The sequence below is a fragment of the Polaromonas sp. P4_F6 genome (assembly GCF_056401275.1).
Genome location: NZ_JBFUJQ010000012.1, coordinates 1 through 26215 on the forward strand (window position 1 = coordinate 1; position 26215 = coordinate 26215).

Here is a 26215-nt window from a genome sequence, read left to right on the forward strand (position 1 = left end):
GCGATGCACAGGATGCACTAGGGGCTTTTGCCAAGGCTGTGCAATATAAACCGGACTCGGCCGGCGCCCACTTCAACATCGGGGCCGCCCACGCACGGCTGGCTCAGCATGAGGCGGCCGCGCAGGCCTATCGACGGGCACTCGCACTCAAGCCAGAGTTCGTGGAGGCGGAAGTCGCCCTGGGGGCGGCGCTGGAAGAGATGGGGCAGGACGAAGCAGCCGTGGAGAGCTACCACCGCGCCTTGAAGATCAAGCCCGACCATGTCCCAGCCCTTGAAAAACAGGCCGACCTCCTGAAACGGCTTGGGCGCTCCAGCGAGCTGGTGATCGCTTACCGTCAGATGCTGGAACTCGAGCCCGACAATGTGGACATACTCTACAGCCTGGGTTTGGTCTTGCGCTCACTGGGCCAGTTGCGTGATGCCATGCCCGCCCTTCAACGCGCAGCGGAACTCAAACCTGATTTTGTCAACACCCATTGCCATCTCGGCGACATCTTCATGGGGTTGCAGTTATTCGACGAAGCTGCGGCAAGTTATAGCAAGGCGCTCGAACTCGAGCCCCAGAATGCCGAGGTGCACCACAACCTGGGTGCCGCCTTCAAAGAACTTGGCCAATTCGACGATGCGCTGAAAAGTTACCGCAACGCGCTGGCCATCAAGCCTGATTTCCCTATCGCGCAAAGCAACCTTTTGTTGACCCAGCATTTTTTACCGGACCTTTCACCCGACCAGTTGCGGGATGAGGCCCGGCGCTTCGGCACGATGGTTGCCGGATTGGCCCCGCCCCCCGTCAGCCTGAGGAACCACGCGGATCCCGACAGACGCCTGCGTATCGGCTTCGTCTCGGCAGACTTGCGCTCACATCCCGTGGGTTACTTTATCGAGAACGTGCTGGCGGCTTTATCGACCGAAGCGGCCGGACGGCTGGAACTCTTTGCCTACTCCAACTCGCCGGATGCCGACGATGTCACGGAGCGGCTCAAGGCCCACCTGCAAGGCTGGTACCTGACGGTGGGGCAACCCGATGAAGTCCTGGCCAAGCGTGTCCGCGACGACGAGATCGATATCCTGATTGACCTCTCCGGGCATACCGGCAAGAACCGCCTGCCGTTTTTTGCCTGGAAGGCCGCCCCCGTGCAGATCAGCTGGCTGGGTTATTTCGCCACCACGGGTGTCGCGGCCATCGACTACCTGATTGCCGATCCATGGACCCTGCCGGAAAGCGAAGAGGGCAATTTCACGGAGAAGATCCTGCGCCTGCCGGAAACCCGGCTGTGCTTCACGCCACCCGCGTTCGACGTGGGCGTCACGCCGCTTCCCGCTCTGAGTAATGGGTACGTGACCTTTGCCTGCTTCAATGCTCCGTCAAAGATGAACGATGCCGTTGTTGCACTGTGGGCTCGCGTGCTGCATGCCGTGCCTGGAAGTCGCTTGCATCTCATGGCGCCGCGCGACCACGAAGTCCGCGTGCAGCGCAGCGTTGCCGAACGTTTCGCCGTGCACGGCATCACTGCCGACAGGCTGATCGTACAGGGCGCGGTGCCCCGCGCGGCCTATCTTGCGACCTACCAGCAGGTCGATATCGCCCTGGATCCATTTCCTTACACGGGTGGAACCACCACGGCTGAGGCCCTGTGGATGGGCGTGCCGGTGCTGACACTGGCGGGCAAGAGCTTTCTGGCCCGCCAGGGTGTTGGATTGCTGATGACCGCCGGCTTGCCGGACTGGGTGGCTGACGATGCCGATGATTACGTGAGGAAGGCGGTCTCACATGCCTCCGACTTGCTGCGCCTGGCATCGCTGCGCGCCGGCATGAGGGAACAGGTGCTGGCCTCACCCCTCTTTGATGCGCCGAGGTTTGCCCGCCATTTTGAAGACGCCTTGCGAGGAATATGGCGAAAGTGGTGTTCCCATACCAATGACCGTTAACACTATCAGAGCCGATGGGATCACGCCCAAAACCCTGCAGGACCAGGCCGGGACGAACGCGCCGGCGTATCTACCGTGATAAAAGTGGTCGATCCCACTAAAAACCGAAAAGGCGAGAAATGAGGCTATTTGGTCGCTGGCTGAAAGCGGAAACTCACGATTCCAAAAGCGATCCCGGCACGATGGAGTTTGCGCAGGCAAACGCCGAGCGCAAGCTCGAAGAAGGCATGACCCTGGAAAAGCTGGGCCAGATTGACGAGGCCCTGCGCTGCTACGACTCGGCGATCGACCTGATGCCAGAGCTGGCAAGAGCACACTTCAACCGCGGCAATATTTTTTTAGATCGAGGCGATTCAGCAAAGGCGCTGGAGGCTTATGAAAAAGCCCTGGAATTCAAATCCGACTCGGCAGCCCTTCACTACAACGTCGGAAATGCGCACCTTCGGCTGGGACAGACAGATGCGGGAATCGCGGCCTGTCGGCGAGCCATCGCGTTAAAACCGGACTTTTCGGATGCGCATATAACGTTAGGCGTTGCGCTTCGGGAGCTTGGAAAGCCCTACGATGCACTTGCCTGTTACCAAACTGCGATCAAGATCACGTCAGATTCCGCCGAAGCCTACAACAATCTGGGTGCCATTCTCTGCATTCTGGGCCAACCTGAAAAGGCGCTTGTCAATTTCCGGGAGGCCTTGCGGGTCAATCCGAATTTTGCGGGAGCCTGCAGCAATTTGCTCCTGGTGCAAAATTTCCTGAGTGAACTTTCGGAAGATGAGCGGCTGGCCGACGCCAAGCAGTACGGCGAGCTGGTCATGCGCCTGGCTCACCCCTTTACGGCATGGGACCGCTCTCCCGACCCGCAGCGATGCCTGCGGGTGGGCGTTGTGTCGGCAAACCTGTGCGCGCATCCGGTGGGGTACTTTTTTGAGGCGGTTATCGCCGCATTCAGAACACAGACAGCCGGCAAATTTGAGCTGTTTGCGTATCCTGTTGTTCTCAATGCCGACGACACCACCACGCGAATCAAAAGCTGCTTCCACGGATGGCGTGAAATCACCGGGCTACCCGACGAAGTAGTAGCCCAGCAAATCCGCAATGACGGAATAGATATCCTTATCGATCTCTCAGGGCACACCGCATCGAACCGTCTGCCCGTGTTCGCATGGAAGCCGGCTCCGGTACAGATCAGCTGGCTGGGATATTTTGCAACCACGGGGGTTCCCGCAATCGATTACTTCATTGCCGATCCATGGACATTGCCGGCAAGCGAGGAATCCAACTTCACCGAAAAAGTCTGGCGGTTGCCGGAAACCCGGCTGTGCTTCACGCCACCCGCGGTCGATCTATGCGTCAACCCGCTTCCGGCAATTTCTTCGGGACGGCTGACTTTGGGTTGTTTCAACAATTTGACGAAGATGACAGACGCCGTAGTGGCCCTGTGGGCCGAAATTCTGCTGTCACTACCCGAGAGCCGCCTCTTCCTGATGGCCCCGCAGTTTACGGAGGTCTCCATACAAAAAGAGGTTATTGAAAAATTTTCGATACATGGCATCGACGCCGAACGCCTCACACTGGCCGAAGCGGTTCCACGCACAGAGTATCTGGCGGCCTATCACCGGGTGGATATCGCCCTCGACCCTTTTCCATACACCGGTGGAACCACGACGGTGGAAGCGCTGTGGATGGGCGTTCCGACGGTAACCATGGCCGGCAAACACCTCCTGGCACGCCAGGGCGTCGGCGTGATGATGAATGTGGGCTTACCTGACTGGATTTCCTCCGATCCTGAGGACTATGTTCGCCGCGTGATATTGCATGCCGGTGATCTGCAGAGCCTGGCATTGCTGCGCAGTGGTTTACGGCAGCGGGTTTTGGATTCGCCCATTTTTGACGCTCCCCGCTTTGCCAAACACTTTGAAGTTGCGCTCCGGGGGATGTGGCAGACATGGTGCGCAACACAGTCGCCTCAGGCATAAGCCACCCAAAGCAACCATTCCAAACTCCGCCGCTCAAACTATCAGGTCTAGGCCGCCCCACTTGAGCCTTGAACTATTCGTCTACAGATCCCACGTATTCCCAAGCAGCGCGTATTGCTCCTCAGCAGGTTCATCCTTAAACGCAATTGCATGGGCCGCAAAACATCGTTGAGCCCTCCTCGTCATTTGATGCAGACCGAGCGAACCATCTTCAAGTCAGTCAGGCCCATCAGCACTTTCTCCATGCCGTCCATCTTCAGCGTGTGCATGCCGCTGCTGACCGCGCTGGCGAACAGTTCCGCGACACGGGCGCGCTCCTGGATCAGTTTTTTCGCGGCGTCGTCGGCGATCATGAGTTCGTGCAGGCCGACACGGCCTTTGTAGCCGGTCTTGCCGCATTTATCGCAGCCCACGGCGCGGTACACGGTGAGCTTGCCGTCCTTGCCGTAGCGCTCCATCCAGTCTTCAAACAGCTTTTGCGACTCGCCGCCCTCATCGGCCTTCCAGGCGTCGGTGTGTCGCAGCTCTTCGGAATATTCCTTGATGAAATCCTTGATTTCCTGCGAACTCAAGACATGAGCCTCCTTGCAGTCGCATAATTTTTTGGCCAGGCGCTGCGCCAGGATGCCCAGCAGCGCGTCGGCAAAATTGAAGGGGTCCATGCCCATGTCAAGCAGGCGCGTGATGGATTCGGGCGCCGAGTTGGTGTGCAGGGTCGAGAACACCATGTGGCCCGTCAGCGAAGCCTCGACGCCCATGGCCACCGTTTCCTTGTCGCGCGACTCGCCGACCATGATGATGTCGGGGTCGGCCCGCAGGAAGGCGCGCATGACCAGCGCGAAGTCGATGCCGGCTTTGCGGTTGATCTGCACCTGGCGCAGGCCTTTCTGGGTGATTTCAACCGGGTCCTCCGCCGTCCAGATCTTGGTGTCCGGCGTGTTGAGGAATTTCAGGATGGAATGCAGCGTCGTGGTCTTGCCCGAGCCGGTGGGGCCGCAGACATAAAAGAGGCCGTAGGGCTTGGAGACGGTTTTTTCCAGCCGCTCCTTGTTATGGGCCGTCAGCCCGAGCTTTTCCAGCGGAATCGGCTCGCCCGCGGCCAGGATCCGCATGACCACGTCTTCCACGCCACCGGCCGAGGGAATCGTGGCCACGCGCAGCTCGATGTCGAGCGGGCCGTATTTCTTGAACTTGATCTTGCCGTCCTGCGGTTTGCGCTTTTCGGAAATGTCCAGGTCGCACATGATCTTGAGCCGGGTGACCATGGCCTGGCGGAACTGCGCCGGCACTTCGATATAGGGCTGCAGAGTGCCGTCCACGCGGAAACGGATGCCGGTCTTTGCCTTGCCGGGCATGGGCTCAATGTGGATGTCCGACACCTTCTGGTTGTAGGCGTCGATGATGACCTTGTTGACGAACTTGACCAGCTCGTTGTCGGCCGCCGCGGATTCCAGCGAGGAATCGTCGGCGGATTCGCCTTCCAGCGGCGAGTCCATGTCCGCCAGCAACTGGTCGATGGAACTGCTGTCCGCGCCGGCGCCGAACAGCTGGTTCAGCGTCTCCTCAAACTCGGTCTGGGTGGTGACGCGGTAGGCAAACTTGGTGATGCGTGGAAACACCTGCGGCACGACGCGCGCCCCGCGCACGGCTTCCGGGTCCATGCACATGATCACCAGGCCTTCGGTGGTTTCCTCCAGCGGCATCCAGCCTTGCTGCTCGATGAACTCGCGTTTGAGCGGGCCGTGCAGCATTTCGGAGCGTATGCGGCCGGTGTTGAAGGGCTCGTAGCCCACGCCGAAAAACTTCGCCAGGGACTGGCCGATCTGGTTGGGGCGGATGCGGTAGTTGGCCATCAGCACATGCTCGACCGACTTGCCTTCCTCGCGCGCCTGCTGGATGCATTGCTGCAGTTCGTCCTGCGACAGCACGCCTTCGGCAACCAGCCCGTCGTACTTGGTCGCCTTGCGGCGCTGGCCGTCCTCCGCCCTCTGCATGCGCTGGCGTATTGCGATACCCAGCGTTTTGCAGAGCTGGCGCGCGCCGTCCTCCTCGAGCTTGCCGAAGGGCTGGTCGCTGCGGTTGTTGATGACCTGAAGCACGCCGTACAGCGTGTCGCCGTCCATGACGGGCGCCACCAGCATCTGCTTGGTCCTGTAGCCCGAGCGCTTGTCGACCTCCTGGAGGAAGCTCAGGGCCGGGTGGATTTTCTTGAGGGCCTCTTCGTCGTAGACATCGGCGATGTTGACCATCTGCCGGGACATGGCCACATAGCCGGCGATGCTTTGCGCGCTGACCGGAAGCTTCAGGTCGCGGCTGGTGTTGAGGCCGGTCTTGACCTTGGAGACGATGGATGTGCGGTCCTCGTTGACGGCGTACAGGGTCAGCCGGTCGGCGTTGAAGAGCTTGCAGATGTCCTGGCTCGCCTCCAGCATGATCTGGTCGATGTTTTCGGTCTCATGGATGCGGTTGGTGACCAGCTGCAGCTGCCGGAAGTACAGTGCCTCGAAAGTAACGCCGCGCTCCTGCGGCGGCAGCATCTGCGAGTCGAAAAATTCGTCCTGGGGATCGCGTTGCAATACGGCGCTCATAGTTCAAACTCCTGGCCTGCCCGCAACCACCGGATGTCGTGCGTCACATTGGGGCCAAACGGCCGTGTCTGGTCGAAACGCTGTATCTCGGCCATGATGAGGTCGGTCTCGGCGGGCTTGGTGTGGGTGATGTAAATCGGATAATTTTTGCCGCGCTCTATGCAGTCGAGCTCGTTGGCCAGCGCATGGGGCGACAGATGCAGGCTGCGCTTGGCAAGGTCACGCTCGCGGTTGCTGAAGGCGGTTTCGATGACCAGCATGGCCACGTTCATCTGGTTGATGCGGGCCCACAGCGCCGGGTTCTGCTCGGTGTCGCCGGTGAATACCCAGCAGCCCTTGCCGGTGGCCACGGCGTATCCCACGGCCGGCACGGTGTGCACGGCGGGCAGCACTTCCACGTGCTTTCCCGCCAGCAGCAGGGTCTGCCCCACATCCAGGGGGTGAAAGCTGACGAACGGCGCCTGCGGCGTGGGAATCCTGGAAAAATCCGGCCAGATGGTGTTGTTGAAGATATGCGCCTTCAGCGCGTTGATCGTGCCTTGCAGTGCGTGTATCTGTATCGGCGTGGTGCGCCGCGCCGCGATAGCGTCCACCATCAGCGGCAGCGCGGCGACATGGTCCAGGTGCGAGTGCGTCAGCAGCACGTGGTCTATGCCGGCCATTTCGTCGAGCGTGAGGTCGCCCACGCCCGTGCCCGCATCGACCAGCAAATCATGGTCCAGCAGAAAAGACGTGGTCCGGCAGTCCTTGGCGATGGCTCCCGAGCAGCCTAGTACACGTACTTTCATGTGGTTTTCCGGTTGGCCCTGAGTTGGTCTTTGTATTATTTGGTCTCAAAATTGGTTGCGCCATCCCACTCCGGATCAAACGGCAGCAACCTCATCGAGGCTACACGCTCCGCATACAGCCGGTAAAGGAACTTTTTGCCATTTGCTCGCTGCAAATTTAGTAACTGCACGTCACATTGGTCCCAATCCTGGGCCCGGTAGGCCTTCAAAGCCAGGCCCCAAGTCTTCAATTCGTCGGCATTGTCCTTGTCAATCCGGTCCGCCGGCGCCAACGGCCAAAAAATGGCCACAGCCTGATCTTTGCCCTTCACGCGGACTTTGTCCAGCTCCTGCCATGCAAAGTCCCCAGCCAGTTTGCGGGTGGACTCGCTGACCACGATATCGACACCATAGGTTTTGGACAAGCCCTCCAGGCGCGAGCCCAGGTTCACGGCGTCGCCGATCACGGTGTAGCTGCGGCGGATGTCCGATCCCATATCGCCCACGCACATGGTGCCGGTGTTCAGGCCTATGCCGATGCCGATCTCGGGTAAACCCTTGGTCCTGTGCTCTTCATTGATCCTGCGCACGGCGTTTGACATCTCGAGCGCGGTTTTCACGGCCAGCGCGGCGTGGTCGGGCGTGTCGACAGGGGCACCCCAGAACGCCATGACGCAGTCGCCCATGTATTTGTCGATGGTGCCGCGGTTGCCGCGTATCAGGTCCGTCAGGCGGCTGAAGACGCTGTTGAGCAGCGCCTGCAGCTGGGTCGGCTCCATGGTCTCCGACATCTTGGTGAAGCCGCGCATGTCGCAGAACATGACGGTCAGCTCCTTGGTGGTCGCCTTCATGTTGTAACTGTCGGGGTCTTTCACCATCTCGTCGACCAGCTCGGGCGGTACATAGGTGCCGAACAGGTTGGCCAGCTCGCGCTTGGAGCGGCTTTCCACGAAATAGCCGTAGCTCATGTTGAGCGCGAAGGCCGTCAGTGCCATGACCAGCGCGCTGGCCAGCGGCAGCACCAGGCCGTAACCCGCATACAGCCAGAAATTCAGCCCGCCGATGGCGGCGATCACGGCCAGGCTGACCCCGACCGCACGGGAAGCCGAGAGCATGGGCAGCGCGAAAGCCAGCGTCAGGCCCGACAGCAGCAGGATGACAATCTCAAAGCCGACGGCGTAATCGGGCTTGACGAAGACCTTACCGTCCAGGAAACCCGAGATCACGTTGGCATGGGTTTCCACGCCGGGGTAGGTCTCCCCGACCGGCGTCACCCGCAAATCAAGCAGGCCGGGTGCCGTGGTGCCTATCAGGACGATTTTGTCCTTGAGCGCGCCGGGCGCCAGGCGCTTGCCCAGCACGTCGGCCGCCGAGATGTAACGGAAGGAGCCGCCGTTGGCACCGCCATGGCCCCGGAACGGCACCAAGGTGGCGACCCGGTCATCAACCGGAATCGCCAGGGTCTTGCTACCCTGCTTGAGCAATATGCTTTCCAGCCCCTGGTAATTGCGCGTAAGGAATTTTTCCGGCGGGAACCCGGGCTCGACCCGGGGCAGGCCCGCCAGCATGCGGAACATGGCCAGCGCCAGCGATTCGTAGTATTGCCCCTTGTATTCCGCCAGCAGGGGGATGGAGCGCACCACGCCGTCGCCCTCGGTGATGGAATTGAAAAAGCCGCCCAGCGGCGCGGCTTTGGCCAGTTGTTCGATGTTGGCGCCGTAGCCGTTCCAGCTGGTGAACTTGATGGGGCGGCCGGCCAGCGCATCGCGGCCCATGACTGGCGCCGGCAGGACGCCGTTGACGCGCCCGTCGCGGTCGCTGGTGAAGTAATAGCCCATCACGACGGGCCGCTTTTCGATCGCCTTGGCGAACACCGCGTCATAGTCCAGCCCGGCCTGCAGCTGGTTGAGTTTTTCAGCGAAACCGGGCTGGTCCTTGAGCTCGGCCAGCGCCAGCTGCTTGAGCCGTTTCAGGCCCGAGCTTTCATCGGCCTCGGCGAACACCACGTCAAAGCCCAGCAAGGCCGTCTTCTGGCGGTCCTGCAGTTCCTCGACCAGCTCCGCGAGCTTGTTGCGTCCCCAGGGCCAGCGGCCGACCTCGGCCAGGCTTTTTTCGTCGATGTCGACGATGACGATGCGTTCATCGAGCGTGCGCGGCATCGTTGCCCGAAGCCGCGCGTCGTAGATGATGTCGTCCAGCCGCTGCAGCACCCCGAGGCGCATGACTCCGCCGGCATGCAGCAGGGCAAACACAAGCGGGATCAGCGTGACAGCGATGCGGGGCCAGTGCCTGGAGAGGAGTCTCATGAGACCTCGGGTGTTGGGTGCTGACGGTCCGCGTTACGGCGAAGCCCGGGCGGGCACCCGGGTCAATGTTGGACGAACTGCATCTGCGTTCCGGCCAGCTCAAGCATGTCGCCGTTTTTCAGGACGACAGGCTCGGCCCCGATAGGCGCACCGTTGAGGGTCGGCTTCCCGGCCCCTTCCACGTGGGCCACGACAAAGCCCTGGGGTCGTTTGGTGATCGCGGCCACCGCGACGCCCGGCTTGCCGATGGTGGTCACCACCTTGACCAGCGCCACTTCGCGGCCGGCAGCGGCCCCCGACATGACCTTGATGGCGGCGCTGATGTTGCCGCCCACGTCGGCGGCGGGCGCCGCCGCCGGCGCACCGGCGGCAGGAGCGACCAGGCCCGCGGAGCCGGCCTTGATGATCATGGTTTTCTCAAAACCGGCAGGCTGGGCCTCGTTCACGTACTTGATCTTGTACTTGCCGATTTCCACCGTGTCGCTGTTTTGCAGCAACAGTTTTTTCACGGCCTTGCCGTTGACGTAGGTGCCGTTGGTGCTGTTGAGGTCTTCAAGATACACCTCGTTGCCGGACATCTGCAGGACGGCGTGCTCCCCGCTGACAGCGAGGTTGTCAATGACGATATCGTTGTAGGGCCTGCGGCCCAGGGACGTCCTGTCTTTCGTCAACTGGACTTCCTTGATCACAACGCCGTCAATAGAGACGATCATTTTCGGCATGGCCGACTCCTGTCTGTTTTTAAATTTTCAGTCACCGCTTATTTTCCCAGCATTCTCGACAAAAGGCCGCGCTTGGCCGAGTCTTCTTTCGCATAAGCCAGCAAGACGGAAATATTATCGCGTCCGCCGGCCTCGTTCGCCGCCGCAATCAGCTGCTTTGACTTCTGCTCCAGCGTCCCGGCGCCCGTCAGGATGGCGGCAATACCCGGGTCCACCACCATGTCCGACAGGCCGTCGGAACACATCAGGTAAAGATCACCCGGCTCCACGCGGTGCTCGTTGACCTCCACCAGCACGGTGTCTTCCACGCCCAGGGCGCGTGTCACCAGGTTCTTGTTCAGGGAGGTCAGCGCCTGCTCGGGCGTGATCAGCCCGGCGTCGATCTGCTCCTGGAGCAGCGAATGGTCCTTGGTGATCTGCTGGAGTTCCTGGCCGCGCAGGCGGTAGCAGCGCGAATCGCCGATATGGCCCAGCATCAGGCGCCCGTCCTGGAAGACGCCCACGACCAGCGTGGTGCCCATGCCCGTGTACTGGGGGTTGGAGTTGGCCGCGTTGAAAATCGAATGGTTGGCGTTTTCCACGCAGATTTCCATTGCCCGGCGCACTTCCTTGGCATTCGCATGCCGGCCGGCCTGGGACAGCCAGCGTCCCATTTCCGACTTGATGAAGGCCACGGCCATGCCGCTGGCGATTTCGCCGGCGTTGTAGCCGCCCATGCCGTCCGCCAGGATGCAAAGCCGCGTCGCCGGGTCAAACGCCACCGCATCTTCGTTGTTGTCCCGCGTCAGCCCTGGGTCGGTATGTGTACAAATCTCGTAAATCATCTTGTTCGTGCTGTCACTGGGTATCTTTGTCGGCGGCGGGCGGCCTGGAGACAACGGTTTTTTCGAAGGTCTGGGCGCCGCCGGCATTCAAGGCCTGGGTGGCATCATAGGCCCTGGGCTCGGCCGCCTGTGCGGCGGGGGCGGATTGCACCACCGTGGCGTCGAATGTGGCCGCGGGCGCGGCCGGCGGGGCGGAATGGGGAGACGGCGCGGGGGCGGACAGGGGTGCGCCGCCGTCCATGGCCGCGATGATTTCGCGCAGGTCGGCGGCGAAACGGTCGCCGTCCTGGTAGCGAAGCTCGGGCTTTTTGGCCAGCGACAGCGCGACCACCTCGGCCAGCCGGGCGGGCAGCTCCTTGCGGATGATGCGGATGTCCGGCGCCTCTTCGTTGGCGATCTTGTACATCAACTCGGCCATCGAATCGCCCCGGAAAGGCAACACGCCGGCCAGCATCTGGAACAGCATGACCCCCAGCGAATACAGGTCCGAGCGCCCGTCGACCTTCTTGCCGGCGATCTGCTCGGGCGACATGAAGCTGGGCGTGCCCAGCACCAGGCCGGTCTTGGTCTTGCTGGAGTCGGTGATGCGGGCGATGCCGAAGTCGGTCACCTTCACCGTATCGCTGTCGATCTCATACATGATGTTGGCCGGCTTGATATCCCGGTGCACCACGTTCTGCTTGTGCGCATAGGCCAGGGCTTCGGCCACCCGCGCCACGATGGACAGGACCTTGGGCACCGGCAGCAGGCTTCCGTCCTTGGTGACGTCGGCCAGGTCCTTGCCCTTGAGGAATTCCATTGCGATGTAGGCCAGGTCATGCTCCTCGCCCGCATCAAAAATCGTCACGATGTTCTGGTGCTGCAGGCGCCCGGCCGTCTCGGCCTCGCGGAAGAAGCGCTCGCGCGCGTCGTCGAGTTCCTCGCCCTCGAACTCCTGGCTCAGCGCCATGGTCTTGATGGCCACGACACGGCCTATCTTGGGGTCCTTGCCGAGATAGACCACGCCCATGGCGCCCTTGCCCAGCTCTTTTTCCACCTGGTAGCGGCCCAGCATGGGTTTTTCGACGGCTCCGCCGTCCAGCAGCATGGTGCCGCCGGGGTGGGAACCGCCGCCGCCCAGGATGACCGTCTCCGACAGGTTTTTGGCGCGGTTGAGCTTGGACTGCAGGTCCTTGTGGTTCTTGTTATAGGTGGCCATGTACTCATACACGGCCTGGGCCTTGTTGAACTGCCGCTTGCGCTCGAAGTCCAGCGCGAGGTTGTTCATGTTGTCCATCAGCGCGTCGGTGAAGGGCACGCGGCGGAAGCGGTCAAAAGCCATGTCCAGCTGGCCCTGGCCTTGCAGCGCCAGGCCCATCATGCGGTTGGTTTCGGCCGACTCTTCGTCGGACTTGAGCTTGCCCGCCTCGGTCATGAGGAAGCGCTTGGTGGTCAGCGCCAGGTGGCCTATGACCAGCAGCGAAGCAGGAAACACGAATTGAAGCCAGCGAGCTGACGCCGACAGCAGGGTGAATTCGGTTACTAGCAGAACCACGAAGAGAGCCAGCGTAATGATGGCCGCTTTGCCTGCGGACAAACGGGGCAAGCCCGCGATCAAATAGGCCGACACTACCAGCATCGCCCCCAACGTGACCCACAGGCCCCACGCGGGCTGCACGATAAAGTGCTCGCTCAGAATACTGGAGGTGATGTGCGCCATGGTTTCAACGGGTGAAAGCCCTGGGCCGGCAGGCGTAGTGAACCGAGTTCCTTCGCCGGTAGCCGTTGAGCCGATGATCACGATCTTGTCGGCATATTTGCTGGCTGGGATCTTGCCGGACATCACGTCGTAGAAGGAGTCCACAGTAAATGCGGGGCGACCATCTTTGCCGCGATAAAACTGCGGAAGCATCAGGGCAGCTTCGTCCGTCTTGATGATCAGTTTGCCGATTTGCACCGATTCACCCGTATTGAGCTTGATATCGGCCGGCCCAAGGTTCAGGCTCTTAGCCGCCACCAGAAGACTCATGGACGGTACCGCTTTGCCGAAGTAATTGACGAGCAGCGGCTCTTGCCGCACTGCACCATCCACATCGGTGATCTGGTTCAGATGCGCTATGCCCGCAGCCGCATTGCCGATGATTTCTATGGGCTGCTGTCCGCGCAGCGCCGCCAGCGAAAAGCCGTTGGTCTCATCCAGAGCACTCTTCAGGGCATAAGGCGGCAGCGGGTTGTCGGGACGGCCCTGCGGCACCCCCAACTGAAAAACCGAGGACACCAGGACATTGCCGGCCTTGCTCATACTGGCCGCGAGCTTGGCATCTGTGTCCAGGGCGACTTCGGCCTCGGCGATGACCTTGCCGAGCTGCTCGGGCAGCCCACCCTGAGCCGCCGTCGCCGGATCGGCGGCCGGGCCGAGCGCTTCCTTCATCTTGCGGATGAACACCAGCCCGCGGTCCGTCTGCGGCTCAAAGAAAAAGGCCGTGTGCGCGATGGTTTTGGCCTTGGCGGCCGAAAGCTGGTCGATCAGCTGCGCATGCACGTCGCGCGGCCAGGGCCAGCGGCCGATGTTGGCAATGCTCTGGTCGTCAATGGCGATGATCGCGATGCGGTCGGAAGGCTGGCGCGAGGTGCTGGTGCTTGCGTAGTCGTAATAGCGGCGCTCCAGCGTGCCGAAGAAATCGGTCAGCCCGTGCAGAAAAAGGACGGCCAGCACCACCAGGACCCCGACAAACCAGTCGGCCCGCCAGAACTGACTCAGCTTTCTAGATGATTTGGCCACTACCCGTCCCTTGTCCTGTTTCGCTGTGCATAAGCTAGACGATTTTTAATTGCTTTGTATTACCGGCCGCCCGGCGACGCCGTCGTTTTGGCGCACCAAGCACCGCCCGCCGCCCTTTGTTTCGGCAGGTTACAAGTCTCCTGATAAGGGACATTAACAGACGGGGTGCGGCTGGACAAGGGACTTTTGCACGGCAGCCATGCCGACTGTTGCAAATAAGTGGTATTTCGGCAGATGTGCAAAAGCCCGCGGCATGCGGGCTTCTGACAAGTGCAGGCCTTCCGCCCCGCGGCTGCGGGACGGGCGGGCGGATATTCAGGCGGAGGGGGCGTTTTTTTGCTGCCGTTTGGTGAGGTAGGTGCCCAGCGCCACGACCAGCACGGCACCCAGAATTCCGCCAAAGGTCACGGTTTGCTCGCTGACGGGGCCGAAATAGCCGGCCACGGCCGGGTCGGTGAGCAGCATTTCGCCGGCCAGGAAGCCGAGCAGGGCGGCGCCTATGGTGATGATGATGGGGAAACGCTCCATGACCTTGGTCAGCAAGGTGGCGCCGAAAATGATCAGCGGGATGCTCACCAGCAGGCCCAGGACCAGCAGCGGCAGGTTGCCCTTGGCGGCGGCGGCCACGGCCAGCACATTGTCCAGGCTCATGACCAGGTCGGCGATCAGGATGGTGCGGATGGCGGCCATCATGCCGTTGATTTCATGGCCTTCACCGTCTTCGTCTTCCTCGCCCTTGAGCAGGTCCACGCCGATGTAGACCAGCAGGATGGCGCCTATGAGCTTCAGGTAGGGCAGGGTCAACAGCTGGATGGCCACAATGGTCAGCACGATACGCATGACGATGGCTGCGGCGCTGCCCCAGAAGATGGCCTTGCCGCGCTGCTCGGGCTTGAGCGTGCGCGCCGCCATCGCGATCACCACGGCGTTGTCGCCCGACAGCACGATGTTGGCGAGGATGATGGAGCCAAAAGCGCTCCAGAAAAGCGGGGACGCGAGGTCCAGTCCGAAAATCATGGCTATCTCCTGTTATGAATGAAAAAAAGCGCCAATGAGCGCTTTCTTTCAAGTTGCTTTCAGTTTACGCCCCGGCTGCCTCCGCCGGAATTCGTATTACTGCTTATTCACAGCAGCCCTTTGAGCAGCTTGCCCATTTCCGAGGGATTGCGCGTCACCGTGAAGCCGCAGGCTTCCATGATGGCCAGCTTGGCATCGGCCGTGTCGGCGCCGCCGGAGATCAGCGCGCCCGCATGGCCCATGCGCTTGCCGGCCGGAGCCGTCACGCCGGCGATGAAACCGACGATGGGTTTTTTCATGTTGGCTTTGCACCATTGGGCGGCTTCGGCTTCATCGGGGCCGCCGATTTCGCCGATCATGATGACAGCGTCGGTGTCCGGGTCGTCATTGAAGGCCTTCATCACGTCGATGTGCTTGAGGCCGTTGATCGGGTCGCCGCCGATGCCGACGGCGCTGGACTGGCCCAGGCCGATTTCGGTGAGCTGCGCCACGGCTTCATAGGTCAGCGTGCCGGAGCGGCTGACCACGCCGATGCGGCCCTTGCGGTGGATGTGGCCGGGCATGATGCCGATCTTGATTTCGTCGGGCGTGATCAGGCCGGGGCAGTTGGGGCCCAGCAGCAGGGTTTTCTTGCCGCCGGCGGCTTCCTTGGCCTTCATGCGGTTGCGCACTTCCAGCATGTCCTTGACCGGAATGCCTTCGGTGATGCAGATCGCCAGGTCCAGGTTGGCCTCCACGGCTTCCCAGATCGCGGCGGCCGCGCCCGCGGGCGGCACATAGATGACGGACACCGTGGCGCCGGTGGCCTTGGCGGCCTCGGTCACGTTGGCGAAAATCGGGATGCCTTCGAAGTCTTCGCCGGCTTTCTTGGGGTTCACACCGGCCACAAAGGCCTCTTTGCCGTTCGCGTAGTCGCGGCACATGCGGGTGTGGAACTGGCCGGTCTTGCCGGTGATGCCCTGGGTGATGACTTTGGTGTGTTTGTTGATGTAGATCGACATGCTTGTGTTCTCCTGGGCTTACTTGACGGCGGCCACGATTTTGGTCGCGGCTTCGGCCATGGTGTCTGCGGCAATGATGGGCAGACCGGAGTCGGCCAGCATTTTCTTGCCCAGGTCTTCGTTGGTGCCCTTCATGCGCACGACCAGCGGCACGGAGAGGTTCACGGCCTTGCAGGCGGTGATGACGCCGTCGGCGATGGTGTCGCACTTCATGATGCCGCCGAAGATGTTGACCAGGATGCCTTTGACATCGGGGTTCTTCAGCATGATCTTGAAGGCTTCGGTGACTTTTTCAGCCGTTGCGCCGCCGCCCACGTCCAGGAAGTTGGCCGGCTCGCCGCCGAACAGCTTGATGGTGTCCATGGTCGCCATGGCCAGGCCCGCGCCGTTGACCAGGCAGCCGATGTTGCCGTCCAGGCTGATGTAGGCCAGGTCGAACTTGCTGGCTTCGACTTCGGCCGGGTCTTCCTCGTCCAGGTCGCGGTAGGCGACGATTTCGGGGTGGCGGAACAGCGCGTTGGCGTCGAAGTTGAACTTCGCGTCCAGCGCCATGACTTCGCCCTTGCTGTTGCGGTTCAGCGGGTTGATTTCAACCAGCGAGGCGTCGGTGTCCATATAGCACTTGTAGAGCTTTTGCAGGATGTCGACGGTCTGCGGCACGGAGTCGGCGGGCATGCCGATGCCGCTCGCGATTTCCTTGGCCTGGGCGTCCGTCATGCCGACCAGCGGATCGACAAACACCTTGATGATTTTTTCGGGGTGGGAGTGGGCCACCTCTTCGATGTCCATGCCGCCTTCGCTGGAGGCGATAAAGGCCACTTTTTGCGACTCACGGTCGGTCACGGCCGAGACGTAATATTCTTTCTGGATGTCGGCGCCGTCTTCAATATAGAGGCGGCGGACCTTCTGTCCTTCGGGGCCGGTCTGGTGCGTCTTCAGCTGCATGCCCAGGATTTCGCCGGCGATGCGCTTGACGTCCTCAATGGTCTTGGCGACCTTCACGCCGCCGCCCTTGCCGCGGCCGCCCGCGTGGATCTGCGCCTTGACCACCCATACCGGGCCGCCTAGCTTCTGGGCGGCTTCCACCGCTTCCTGCACCGTGAACGCCGGAATGCCGCGCGGCACAGGCACACCAAAATTGCGCAAGATTTCCTTGCCCTGGTACTCGTGAATTTTCATGAAAAACCTTCAGAATTCAGTAAAAGAGGGGGTGCAACTGGGATTTGGACAGGGCTGTGGGGTGTCGGAAACAGGCCACACCGGCCCAAAAAACCACGTCGGCGGTCACTGCAGGCAGCAACGCAGAACTGTATCATGGTGCGACGCACAATTCTTGTGCCCGGCTTACACCCCAAAATAGCCCCGAATTGGGCATTTTTGAGGTGTTTTTGGCCTGCCAAGGCGCCCCCTGTGTTTGCCTTATTGGCATATTTCTTTTTTCTCGCAGTCCCTGGAAGTCCTCATTCATGCCCAAAGTTTTTATTGACGGAGAAGCCGGCACCACAGGCCTGCAAATCCGCGAGCGGCTGCAAGCCATGCCGCAGATCGAGCTGGTCAGCATCGCGCCCGAACTGCGCAAGGATGCGGCGGCCAAGCGCGCGCTGATGGCGCAGGTGGATATGGTGATCCTGTGCCTGCACGACGACGCGGCACGCGAATCGGTGGCCATGATCGACTCGCTCACAGGCAAAAAACCCAAGGTCATAGACGCCTCCACCGCGCACCGTACCGTGACCGGCTGGGTCTATGGCTTTCCCGAACTCACGCAGACGCAGCGCGCCGCCGTGGCCGCCGCTGATCGTGTCGGCAACCCCGGCTGCTATGCCACCGGTGCGATCGCGCTGATACGCCCGCTGGTCGACGCCGGCGCGATACCGGCCGATTTCCCCCTGAGCCTTCCCGCCGTGAGCGGTTACTCCGGCGGCGGGCGGCAGATGATTGAAGACTACGAAGCCGGCACCGCGCCCGCGTTTGAGCTCTACGGCCTGGGCCTGAAGCACAAGCACCTGCCCGAAATCATGAAATACACCGGCCTGTCACGCCGCCCGGTGTTCATTCCCTCGGTCGGCAATTTCAAGCAGGGCATGCTGGTGCAGCTGCCGCTGCACCTGGACCTGCTGCCCGGCAAGCCGACCGGCGCGCAGCTGCAGGACATGCTGGCCAAACATTACGCCGGCAGCGAATGGGTGACCGTGGAAGCCGCGCCCGAATCGAACAAACTCGATGCGCTGGCGCTCAACGACACCAACAAGATGGAACTGCGCGTGTTCGCCAATGAAGAGCACCGCCAGGCCGTGCTGGTGGCGCGGCTGGACAACCTGGGCAAGGGCGCTTCAGGCGCCGCTGTGCAGAACCTCAAGCTGATGCTCGGGTTGTAAGCTCAATCCTCATCTGCCTGCACCACGCGGCGTATCACCTCGCCGCCAAAGCCCCGGGCCGCCAGAAAGCGCATCTGTTTGGCGCGGCCGGCCGCATCGGGCGCCGGCCCCTCGAACTTTTTGCGCCAGATTTCGCGGGCGCGTTCCAGCTCGCTGCCCTTGAGGCTGTCCATGGCGCCGGCCACGCGCTCCGCGCTGAGGCCTTTGCCCAGCAATTCATGCTTGATACGCGCCGCGCCAAAACGCCCCGCGCGCCGGTTGATCACCGATTCGACCACACGCGCTTCACTGATGAAATCCTTGGCCTGCAAGTCGTCCAGCACCTGGGCCAGCTGGCCCGGCGTTTCCTCATGGGACGCGAGTTTGCGTTCCAGCTCGGCGCGTGAATGCTCGCGCCCGGCCAGGTAGCGCAGGGCGCGGCCCTTGAGCGAAAGGCCAAAACCCGCACGGGTGGCGGGTTTCGGGGGTTTGCGATCTGAGGGCTTGTCCATGGTCAATATGGGGGTCGCACAAGCGCCGCCTTTGACAGCCGCTTGTCCGCTCCCAGGCTGGCTACCAGCTATCAGGCTGCGGCTTTGGCGGGCTTTTCAGTTTTTTCGGCCTTGGCCGGCTTCTCGGCCGGGGCGTCGACACTGCCGGCAACCTGCACCAGAGGGATGCCCAGCGATTCACGCACCTTGTTTTCAATCTCGATTGCGAGTTCGGGGTTTTCCTTAAGGAATTCACGCGAGTTGTCGCGGCCCTGGCCGATTTTTTCGCCGTTGAAGGCGTACCAGGCGCCGGCTTTCTCGACGATGTGGCCGGCCACTCCCAGGTCCAGCACCTCGCCCAGGCGGCTGATGCCCTCGCCGTAAAGAATGTCGAACTCCGCCGTCTTGAAGGGAGAAGCCACCTTGTTCTTGACCACCTTGACGCGGGTCTCGTTGCCGATCACCTCTTCGCCCTTCTTGATCGAGCCGATGCGGCGGATGTCCAGGCGCACCGAGGCGTAGAACTTCAGCGCATTGCCGCCGGTGGTGGTTTCGGGCGAGCCGAACATCACGCCAATCTTCATGCGGATCTGGTTGATGAAGATGACCGTGCAGTTGGCCTTCTTGATGGTGGCGGTGAGCTTGCGCAGCGCCTGGCTCATCAAACGGGCCTGCAGGCCGGGCAGCGAGTCGCCCATTTCGCCTTCAAGCTCGGCCTTGGGCGTGAGCGCCGCCACCGAGTCGACGATGATCAGGTCCACCGCGCCGGAGCGGGTCAGGGAGTCGACGATTTCCAGCGCCTGCTCGCCGGTGTCGGGCTGGGAAATCAGCAGGTCCTGCAGGTTCACGCCCAGCTTTTGCGCGTACTGGATGTCCAGCGCGTGCTCGGCATCCACAAAGGCGCAGGTGCCGCCCAGTTTTTGCATTTCGGCGATGACCTGCAGGGTCAGCGTGGTCTTGCCCGAAGATTCCGGGCCATAGATCTCAACCACCCGGCCGCGCGGCAGGCCGCCCACGCCCAGGGCGATGTCCAGGCCCAGGGAGCCGGTGGAAACGACCTGGATGTCTTCAATCACTTCGCCGTCGCCCAGCTTCATGATGGTGCCCTTGCCGAACTGCTTTTCGATCTGGGCCAGCGCGGCTTGCAAGGCCTTGGCCTTTTCGGTGTTCAGGGCGGCGCTTTGCACGGGGTTCTGGGCGGGGTTCAGCTTGTTGGTCAGTTCCATGAAAAACTCCTTGAAAATCAATGATGTAAAACTTGTTGCCTGGATTCCGGCCTCTGCTTTTAATCACAGCGCTGGATGCATGACCAGTACTTTATGGGCGCTATAAAAATAAGTAAACCCTATTTTTAGTCAGTTTGCCTGATCAAATGGCTTACCATGGTTTTTATGGCAGAAACGACACTCCCAGCCCCCATGCCCAGCCCCTTCGGCGCGACCGAGGCCGGCTGGCGGCAGACCCACCTGGGTCGGCTCATGGGCCATGCGCTGCGCCGCTTCGACGAGCGCGTGCTCTCCCTGATGGCCAGCAGCGTGGAAGTGCCGTTGGCGCTGTCCAACCTGGCGGCGCGCGACCAGGTCGGCGCCGCCCACATCCACATCACGCGCCACCTGGCCGTGGCCGGCTCGCGCCTGACCGAGCTGGCGCACAGCGCCGGCATGAGCAAACAGGCCATGGGCGACCTGGTCGACCAGTGCGAGGCCTGGGGCCTGGTCACGCGCCAGCCCGACCCGCATGACAAACGCGCCCGCCGGGTGGTGTTCACCGAGTCAGGCCTGCTCTGGCTGGAAGCCTTCCACCAGGCGGTACGCCAGGCCGAGGACGAATTCCGCCAGGCCGTGGGGCATGATGTGGCCACCGTGGTGGCGCTGGGGCTGGAGGCTTATGCCGGCGCTTGACCGTGCCGGCGTGTCAGCAAAGCTGAAGCCGCAAAAGCCTAGAATTTGCCGAAGAACACAAACCCACCCGCAGGCCGCAACAGGCCGGCAAATGGAGACTGGAGACAACCATGCGTATTCTGATTGCCGAAGACGACCAGGTGCTGGCCGATGGCCTGCTGCGCACTTTGCGCGCCTCCGGTGCGGCGGCCGACCACGTGGCCAGCGGCACCGAGGCCGATGCCGCACTGCTCACCAACACCGAATTCGACCTGCTGATCCTGGACCTGGGCCTGCCGCGCATGCACGGCCTGGAGGTGCTCAAGCGCCTGCGCGCGCGCGGCTCGGCCATGCCGGTGCTGATCCTGACGGCCGCCGACAGCGTGGAAGAACGCGTCAAAGGCCTGGACTACGGCGCCGACGACTACATGGCCAAACCGTTTTCGCTGCAGGAACTCGAAGCCCGCGTGCGCGCGCTGATACGCCGCGGCATGGGCGGCGCCAGCAGCACCATCAAGCACGGCCCGCTGGTCTACGACCAGGCCGGCCGCGTCGCCACCATAGACGGCCAGATGCTGGAGCTGTCGGCGCGCGAACTCGGCCTGCTCGAAGTGCTCCTGCAGCGCGCCGGCCGGCTGGTCAGCAAGGACCAGCTGGTGGAGCGTCTTTGCGAATGGGGCGAGGAGGTCAGCAACAACGCGATCGAGGTCTACATCCACCGCCTGCGCAAAAAGATTGAAAAAGGCCCGGTGCGGATCGCGACCGTGCGCGGCCTCGGTTACTGCCTCGAAAAAATACCAGGGTGAACGATGCCCCCACGGTCGCTCACTTCGTGTAGCTTCCTGCCCCCCGAGGGGGCCGCTGCGCCTGCGGCCCGGCAAAGCCGGTTCCGCGGCCCCTGCTGGCGTGAAGAAAACGCCCAGCGGACAAACGCTTCCCACGTTTGTTGATCTGTGGCTCTTAGACTCTTCCAGCGCGAACGCCGCAGCCTCTTCGGCGAGATCCTCGACTGGATGCTCACGCCGCTGCTGCTGCTGTGGCCCATCAGCCTGGCGCTGACCTGGCTGGTGGCGCAGAACATCGCGGGCAAGCCTTTTGACCGCGCGCTCGAATACAACGTGCAGGCGCTGGCCAAGCTGGTGGTGGTCAAGAACAACCAGGTGCAGTTCACCCTCACGGCGCCCGCGCGCGAAATCCTGCGCGCCGACGACACCGACCTCGTCTACTACCAGGTGGTGGGCACGCAGGGCGAGCACCTGAGCGGCGAACACGACCTGCCCGCGCCGCCCGACGAAGACAAGCCCACCAACGGCGAGGTGCGGCTGCGCGAGGACGTGATCCAGGGCGAGGACGTGCGCGTGGCCTACACCTGGCTCAAGGTGGACGTGAAGGCCACGCCCGCCGGCTCGCAGCCGGTACTGGTTCTGGTGCAGGTGGCCGAGACGCTGGAAAAACGCAAGACGCTGGCCACCGAAATCGTCAAGGGCACCATGGTGCCGCAGTTCGTCACGCTGCCGCTGGCCGTGCTGCTGGTGTGGCTGGCGCTGGTGCGCGGCATCAAGCCGCTGGCCCAGCTTGAAAAGCGCATACGCGCGCGCAAGTCCGACGACATGAGCCCGCTGGACGAGACCGCGGTGCCCGAGGAAGTCGCGCCGCTGGTGTCCTCCATCAACGACCTGCTGAGCCGGCTCAAGGTCTCGCTGACCACGCAAAAACGCTTCCTGGCCGACGCGGCCCATCAGCTCAAGACGCCGCTGGCGGGCCTGCGCATGCAGGCCGACCTGGCGCAGCGCGAGACCGATGCCGACGAACTCAAGAAGTCGCTCAAGCACATAGGCCGCGCCAGCATTCGCGCCACCCACACCGTCAACCAGCTGCTGGCCCTGGCGCGGGCCGAAACCACGGGCCGCAGCCTGGCCAAGCAGCATATCGACCTGGTGCACATCGTCTCGGAAGTCATGGCCGACTCGGTGCCGCGCGCGCTCGAAAAGCAGATAGACCTCGGCTACGACGGCCCCGACGCCGGCGAGCAGGCCACGCAGCTCGAAGGCAACGCCACCCTGCTCAAGGAGCTGGTGCGCAACCTGCTGGACAACGCCATCAACTACACGCCCGAAAAAGGCCAGGTCACGCTGCGGCTGATGACGGACCGTTTCAGCGGCGTGCTGGTGCTGCTGGTGGAAGACTCGGGGCCCGGCATCCTGGAGTCGGAACGCGAGCTGGTGTTCCAGCCTTTTTACCGCGCGCTGGGCACCAATGTGGACGGCTCGGGCCTGGGCCTGGCAATCGTCCTGGAAATCGCCAAGCAGCACGGCGCGACGATTTCGATCGAGGATGCCGCCCTGCCGGGCCATCCACAAACCCCGGGCACGCGTGTCACCGTGCGTTTTGTCGGCATGGATCTGCCCGAGGGTGTATAGGCGCTCAGGGCTTTGCGGGCCAACGGTCGTAAAGCTTCACGCCCACACGCTCGCCCCACAGCTCAATCTGCGCCGGCGTACCGTCATGCGACTGGTTGGCGCCGGCGCCGCGTACATAGCCCAGCGCCACGCAGGCGCCGGCCAGCGGGCTCCAGCCGACCGAGGAGATCTCGCCCACCGATTGCCCGCCCAGCACGATGGCCTCGCCGCCCCAGGCAAAAGCATCGCCGGTGTCGAATACCAGCGTGACCAGTTTTTTGCGCAGCGCCAAGCCCTGTGAATTGAGCAGCGCGGCCTTGCCGATGAAATCGGCCGGCTTGTCCAGCTTGACGCTGAAAGCCAGTCCGGCCTCCCACGGCGTTTCGTCCGGCCCCAGCTCCGCGCCCCAGGCGCGGCGGCCCTGTTCTATGCGCAAGGCATCCAGCGCGTAGTAGCCCGCGTCGCGAACGCCCAGTGCCCGGCCCGCCTCCATGAGCGCCAGGTAAACATGGCGCGCCATTTCCACCGGCACGTACAACTCAAAGCCCGGCCCGCCCACATAACTCATGCGCGCCGCGCGCACGCGCGCAAAACCCAGGTCTATTTCTTTCGTCCATGAGAACTTCAAGGCCTCGGGCGACAGGTCGTCGGGGCTGACCCGTGCCAGCAGCTCGCGCGCTTTCGGGCCCATGAGCGAGAGCACCGAATACAGGGCCGACACATCGGTCAGCACCGCGTGTTCGGTGTCGGCTATGTGCCGCGTGATCCAGTCGAAGTCGCGCACGGTCTGCGCCGAGCCGGTGATGACCATGAAGCGGTCCACGGCTTGCCGCATCACCGTGAGGTCGCTTTCAAAACCGCCGCGCTCATTGAGCATGGCGGTATAGACCATCTTGCCGACGGGCACGTCCATCTCGTTGGCACACAGGCGCTGCAACACGGCCAGCGCGTCGCGGCCCTGCAGCAGGTATTTGGAGAAGGACGTCTGGTCGTAGAGCGCCACAGCTTCGCGTGTGGCCTTCTGCTCTTCCATCATCCAGGGCAGCCAGCCGGGTTTGCCCAAGGTGTATTCAGGCCTGGGCAGGCCTTGAGGCCTGAAATAGCTTGCCCGCTCCCACCCGTTCTTGCTGCCGAACTCCGCGCCCTTGGCGGCCAGGATGTCATACAGCGGTGAGGTGCGCAGCGGCCTTGCCGTTTCCAGCTCCTGCCTCGGCCAGCGCATGGCGTAATGCAGGCCCAGGGTTTCGCCGGTGCGCTCGGCCAGTGCCTTGCGGTTGCCGGTGAAACCGCCGAAACGGCGTATGTCCACGTCCCACAGATCGGCGCCGGGCTCGCCCCCCACAATCCATTCGGCCATGAGCCGGCCCGCGCCGCCGCTGTTGGCGATGCCGGCCGAGTTAAAACCCGCGCAGACAAAATAATTGCGCAGCTCAGGCGCTTCCCCGAGGATGAAATTGCCGTCGGGCGTGAAACTTTCCGGGCCGTTGAGCAGCATCTTGACCTCGGCCGTCTCCAGGCAGGGCGTGCGATGCAGCGCGGCGGTCATCAGGGGCTCGAACTGGTCCCAGTCCTCGTCCAGCAGTTCGAACTGGAAGGTCGAAGGAATCGGGTCCATCTTCCAGGGCTTGGCTTGGGGCTCGAAGCCGCCCATCACCAGGCCGCCGACTTCTTCCTTGTAGTAGATGTAGCCGTCCGGGTCGCGCATCACCGGCAGCATGGGGTGCACCCCGGGAATCTTGCCGGTGACGATGTAAAAATGCTCCGCCGAATACAAGGGCACGTTCACACCCGCGAGCTGGCCGAACTGGCGCGCCCACTGGCCGGCGCAGTTGACGAGGACCTCGCAGCGCACCTCGCCCTGCGCGGTGCGCACGCCCACCGCCCTGCCGTTTTCGGTGATGACGCCCGTCACTTCGATGCCTTCCAGCATCTTCACGCCGCGATTGCGCGCGCCCTTGGCCAGCGACATGCACAGGTCGGCCGGGTTGGCCTTGCCGTCGCCCGGCAGCCAGATCGCGCCCTGCAAGTCGTCGGTGCGCATGATGGGGTATTTGTCGCCGGCTTCCCGGGGCGATATCTCGTGGCATTCGACGCCAAAGCTGTTGGCCATGGCCACCTGCTTCCTGAGCACCTTCATGCGCTCGGGCGTGCGCGCCACGTTGACGCTGCCGCATTGCTTCCAGCCCGTGGCCAGGCCCGTCTCGGCCTCCAGCGAGGCGTACAGCTCTATGCCGTACTTGCTCATCTGCGTCATATTGCGATTGGGCCGCATCTGGCCGACCAGGCCAGCCGCATGCCAGGTGGTGCCGCTGGTGAGCTTGCCTTGCTCCAGCAACAGCACGTCGGTCTTGCCCATTTTGGCCAGGTGGTAGGCCACCGAGCAGCCGGCGATGCCGCCGCCGACAATCACGACCTGTGCGTGCGAAGGGAGCATCAAGGTGCGCGCTGCCTCAGCTGTTCCAGCTCGGCGCGCGCCTGCGCCAGCTCGCTGCGCGCCGTGACCAGGTCGATGTGGATGAAGTCGTCCCAGACGCAGGGGCCGCACGCAAAGAATCGCTTCAGATGCAATTGCTCCTTGGCAACATAGAACCGGTTCACCTCATCGAAATAGACGAACTCATAGTCACGGGCGAGCAGCAAGGGTTCCCAGCCCATATGGTTGGGCACAGGCCGTCCCGGCTCGACGCTCTCGAGCATGATGACCCAGGGCCGGTACCGCCGCAGGTCCAGCCCCTCCAGCACGGCCCGCTCACCGCCCTCCACGTCGATGCTCATACAGTGAATGTCGCCGCTGGGGCGGTGCCTGGCGAGCACGTCGTTCAGGGGAACCAGAGGGACCATCGTTGTCTTGACCGGCGCGCCCTTGGAACGATGCTGGTCGGCGGTCTGGGGTGTCGTCGTCGAATACTGCTGAATGTCACCGAAGGTGAAAAACGTGGTGTGGCCGCTTGCCGCGCCGGCCGCGGCCTGTACCAGGACGTCGTCGGGACGCAATTCGGCCCACAGGCTCGCCATGGCAGGCGCCGGTTCGATCGCCACGCCGCGCCAGCCGCGCAGATACATCGCGTAGGTATTGCTGTCAATGGCCGGGTGATAGGCGCCCACATCGACATAAAAGCCCTGCGGGACCGAGTCGAATACGCGATTGAGCATCACGTCCTCGAAGTTGCGTGTGTATGAGACGAAAGGCATAGT

19 protein-coding genes are annotated in these 26215 nt (G+C 62.6%); 6 read left to right on the forward strand and 13 right to left on the reverse strand.

The annotated features are described in order from the left end of the window. Positions 1 to 1931, forward strand: a 1931-nt coding sequence (locus AC1DUN_RS21570; protein WP_477715775.1) for an O-linked N-acetylglucosamine transferase, SPINDLY family protein, incomplete at its 5' end; no start/stop codon positions are given. 119 nt (positions 1932 to 2050) lie between these two features. Beyond that, positions 2051 to 3907, forward strand: coding sequence for an O-linked N-acetylglucosamine transferase, SPINDLY family protein (locus AC1DUN_RS21575; RefSeq protein ID WP_477715776.1), 1857 nt, complete (start codon positions 2051 to 2053; stop codon positions 3905 to 3907). A 182-nt stretch (positions 3908 to 4089) separates the two neighbouring features. Here the strand turns inward: AC1DUN_RS21575 and AC1DUN_RS21580 are convergent, their stop codons facing one another. From AC1DUN_RS21580 to sucC, 9 genes are all read right to left on the reverse strand, one after another. Beyond that, positions 4090 to 6495, reverse strand: a complete 2406-nt coding sequence (locus AC1DUN_RS21580; protein ID WP_477715777.1) for a GspE/PulE family protein — start codon at positions 6493 to 6495, stop codon at positions 4090 to 4092. After that, complete coding sequence (locus AC1DUN_RS21585) at positions 6492 to 7283, reverse strand: 3',5'-cyclic-nucleotide phosphodiesterase (RefSeq protein ID WP_007870228.1); 792 nt, start codon at positions 7281 to 7283, stop codon at positions 6492 to 6494. Before AC1DUN_RS21585 ends, AC1DUN_RS21580 begins: the two co-directional genes overlap by 4 nt. 35 nt (positions 7284 to 7318) lie before the next feature. Further along, positions 7319 to 9568, reverse strand: a complete 2250-nt coding sequence (locus AC1DUN_RS21590; protein ID WP_477715778.1) for a CHASE2 domain-containing protein — start codon at positions 9566 to 9568, stop codon at positions 7319 to 7321. A 62-nt stretch (positions 9569 to 9630) separates the two neighbouring features. Then, entirely contained in the window at positions 9631 to 10290 is a 660-nt protein-coding gene (locus AC1DUN_RS21595; RefSeq protein ID WP_477715779.1) for an FHA domain-containing protein, read from the reverse strand. Positions 10291 to 10328: 38 nt separating this feature from the next. Further along, positions 10329 to 11114, reverse strand: a complete 786-nt coding sequence (locus AC1DUN_RS21600; protein ID WP_074578987.1) for a Stp1/IreP family PP2C-type Ser/Thr phosphatase — start codon at positions 11112 to 11114, stop codon at positions 10329 to 10331. 13 nt (positions 11115 to 11127) lie between these two features. Beyond that, positions 11128 to 13875, reverse strand: coding sequence for a CHASE2 domain-containing serine/threonine-protein kinase (locus tag AC1DUN_RS21605; RefSeq protein ID WP_477715780.1), 2748 nt, complete (start codon positions 13873 to 13875; stop codon positions 11128 to 11130). A 315-nt stretch (positions 13876 to 14190) separates the two neighbouring features. After that, positions 14191 to 14892: a TerC family protein gene (locus AC1DUN_RS21610; protein ID WP_477715781.1), complete on the reverse strand. Its 702-nt coding sequence runs from the start codon at positions 14890 to 14892 to the stop codon at positions 14191 to 14193. A gap of 107 nt (positions 14893 to 14999) precedes the next feature. Beyond that, complete coding sequence (sucD, locus tag AC1DUN_RS21615; RefSeq protein WP_007870244.1) at positions 15000 to 15893, reverse strand: succinate--CoA ligase subunit alpha; 894 nt, start codon at positions 15891 to 15893, stop codon at positions 15000 to 15002. An 18-nt stretch (positions 15894 to 15911) separates the two neighbouring features. Next, positions 15912 to 17072, reverse strand: a complete 1161-nt coding sequence (gene sucC / locus AC1DUN_RS21620; protein WP_007870246.1) for an ADP-forming succinate--CoA ligase subunit beta — start codon at positions 17070 to 17072, stop codon at positions 15912 to 15914. A gap of 287 nt (positions 17073 to 17359) precedes the next feature. Here sucC and argC point away from each other — a divergent pair, with 287 nt between their 5' ends. Next, complete coding sequence (gene argC, locus AC1DUN_RS21625) at positions 17360 to 18271, forward strand: N-acetyl-gamma-glutamyl-phosphate reductase (RefSeq protein ID WP_477715782.1); 912 nt, start codon at positions 17360 to 17362, stop codon at positions 18269 to 18271. 2 nt (positions 18272 to 18273) lie between these two features. Here argC and recX read toward each other — a convergent pair whose 3' ends face one another. After that, positions 18274 to 18762 (reverse strand): recombination regulator RecX, encoded by a 489-nt coding sequence (recX, locus tag AC1DUN_RS21630; protein WP_477715783.1) that lies wholly within the window; start codon positions 18760 to 18762, stop codon positions 18274 to 18276. A gap of 71 nt (positions 18763 to 18833) precedes the next feature. Beyond that, positions 18834 to 19967 (reverse strand): recombinase RecA, encoded by a 1134-nt coding sequence (gene recA, locus AC1DUN_RS21635; protein WP_477715784.1) that lies wholly within the window; start codon positions 19965 to 19967, stop codon positions 18834 to 18836. Between the two features lie 192 nt (positions 19968 to 20159). Here recA and AC1DUN_RS21640 point away from each other — a divergent pair, with 192 nt between their 5' ends. From AC1DUN_RS21640 to AC1DUN_RS21650, 3 genes are all read left to right on the forward strand, one after another. Then, positions 20160 to 20642 (forward strand): MarR family winged helix-turn-helix transcriptional regulator, encoded by a 483-nt coding sequence (locus AC1DUN_RS21640; RefSeq protein ID WP_477715785.1) that lies wholly within the window; start codon positions 20160 to 20162, stop codon positions 20640 to 20642. Between the two features lie 110 nt (positions 20643 to 20752). Next, positions 20753 to 21427: a response regulator gene (locus tag AC1DUN_RS21645; RefSeq protein ID WP_007870259.1), complete on the forward strand. Its 675-nt coding sequence runs from the start codon at positions 20753 to 20755 to the stop codon at positions 21425 to 21427. A gap of 207 nt (positions 21428 to 21634) precedes the next feature. Further along, positions 21635 to 23041 carry a sensor histidine kinase gene (locus AC1DUN_RS21650; RefSeq protein WP_477662171.1) on the forward strand — a complete coding sequence of 469 codons (1407 nt, stop codon included), beginning with the start codon at positions 21635 to 21637 and terminating at the stop codon, positions 23039 to 23041. Between the two features lie 4 nt (positions 23042 to 23045). Here the strand turns inward: AC1DUN_RS21650 and AC1DUN_RS21655 are convergent, their stop codons facing one another. Both AC1DUN_RS21655 and AC1DUN_RS21660 read right to left on the reverse strand, forming a co-directional pair. Further along, positions 23046 to 25454, reverse strand: a complete 2409-nt coding sequence (locus AC1DUN_RS21655) for a GcvT family protein (RefSeq protein WP_477715893.1) — start codon at positions 25452 to 25454, stop codon at positions 23046 to 23048. Next, positions 25454 to 26212 carry an FkbM family methyltransferase gene (locus AC1DUN_RS21660; RefSeq protein ID WP_477715786.1) on the reverse strand — a complete coding sequence of 253 codons (759 nt, stop codon included), beginning with the start codon at positions 26210 to 26212 and terminating at the stop codon, positions 25454 to 25456. The genes AC1DUN_RS21655 and AC1DUN_RS21660 overlap by 1 nt, the downstream gene beginning before the upstream one ends. Positions 26213 to 26215 lie beyond the last annotated feature (3 nt).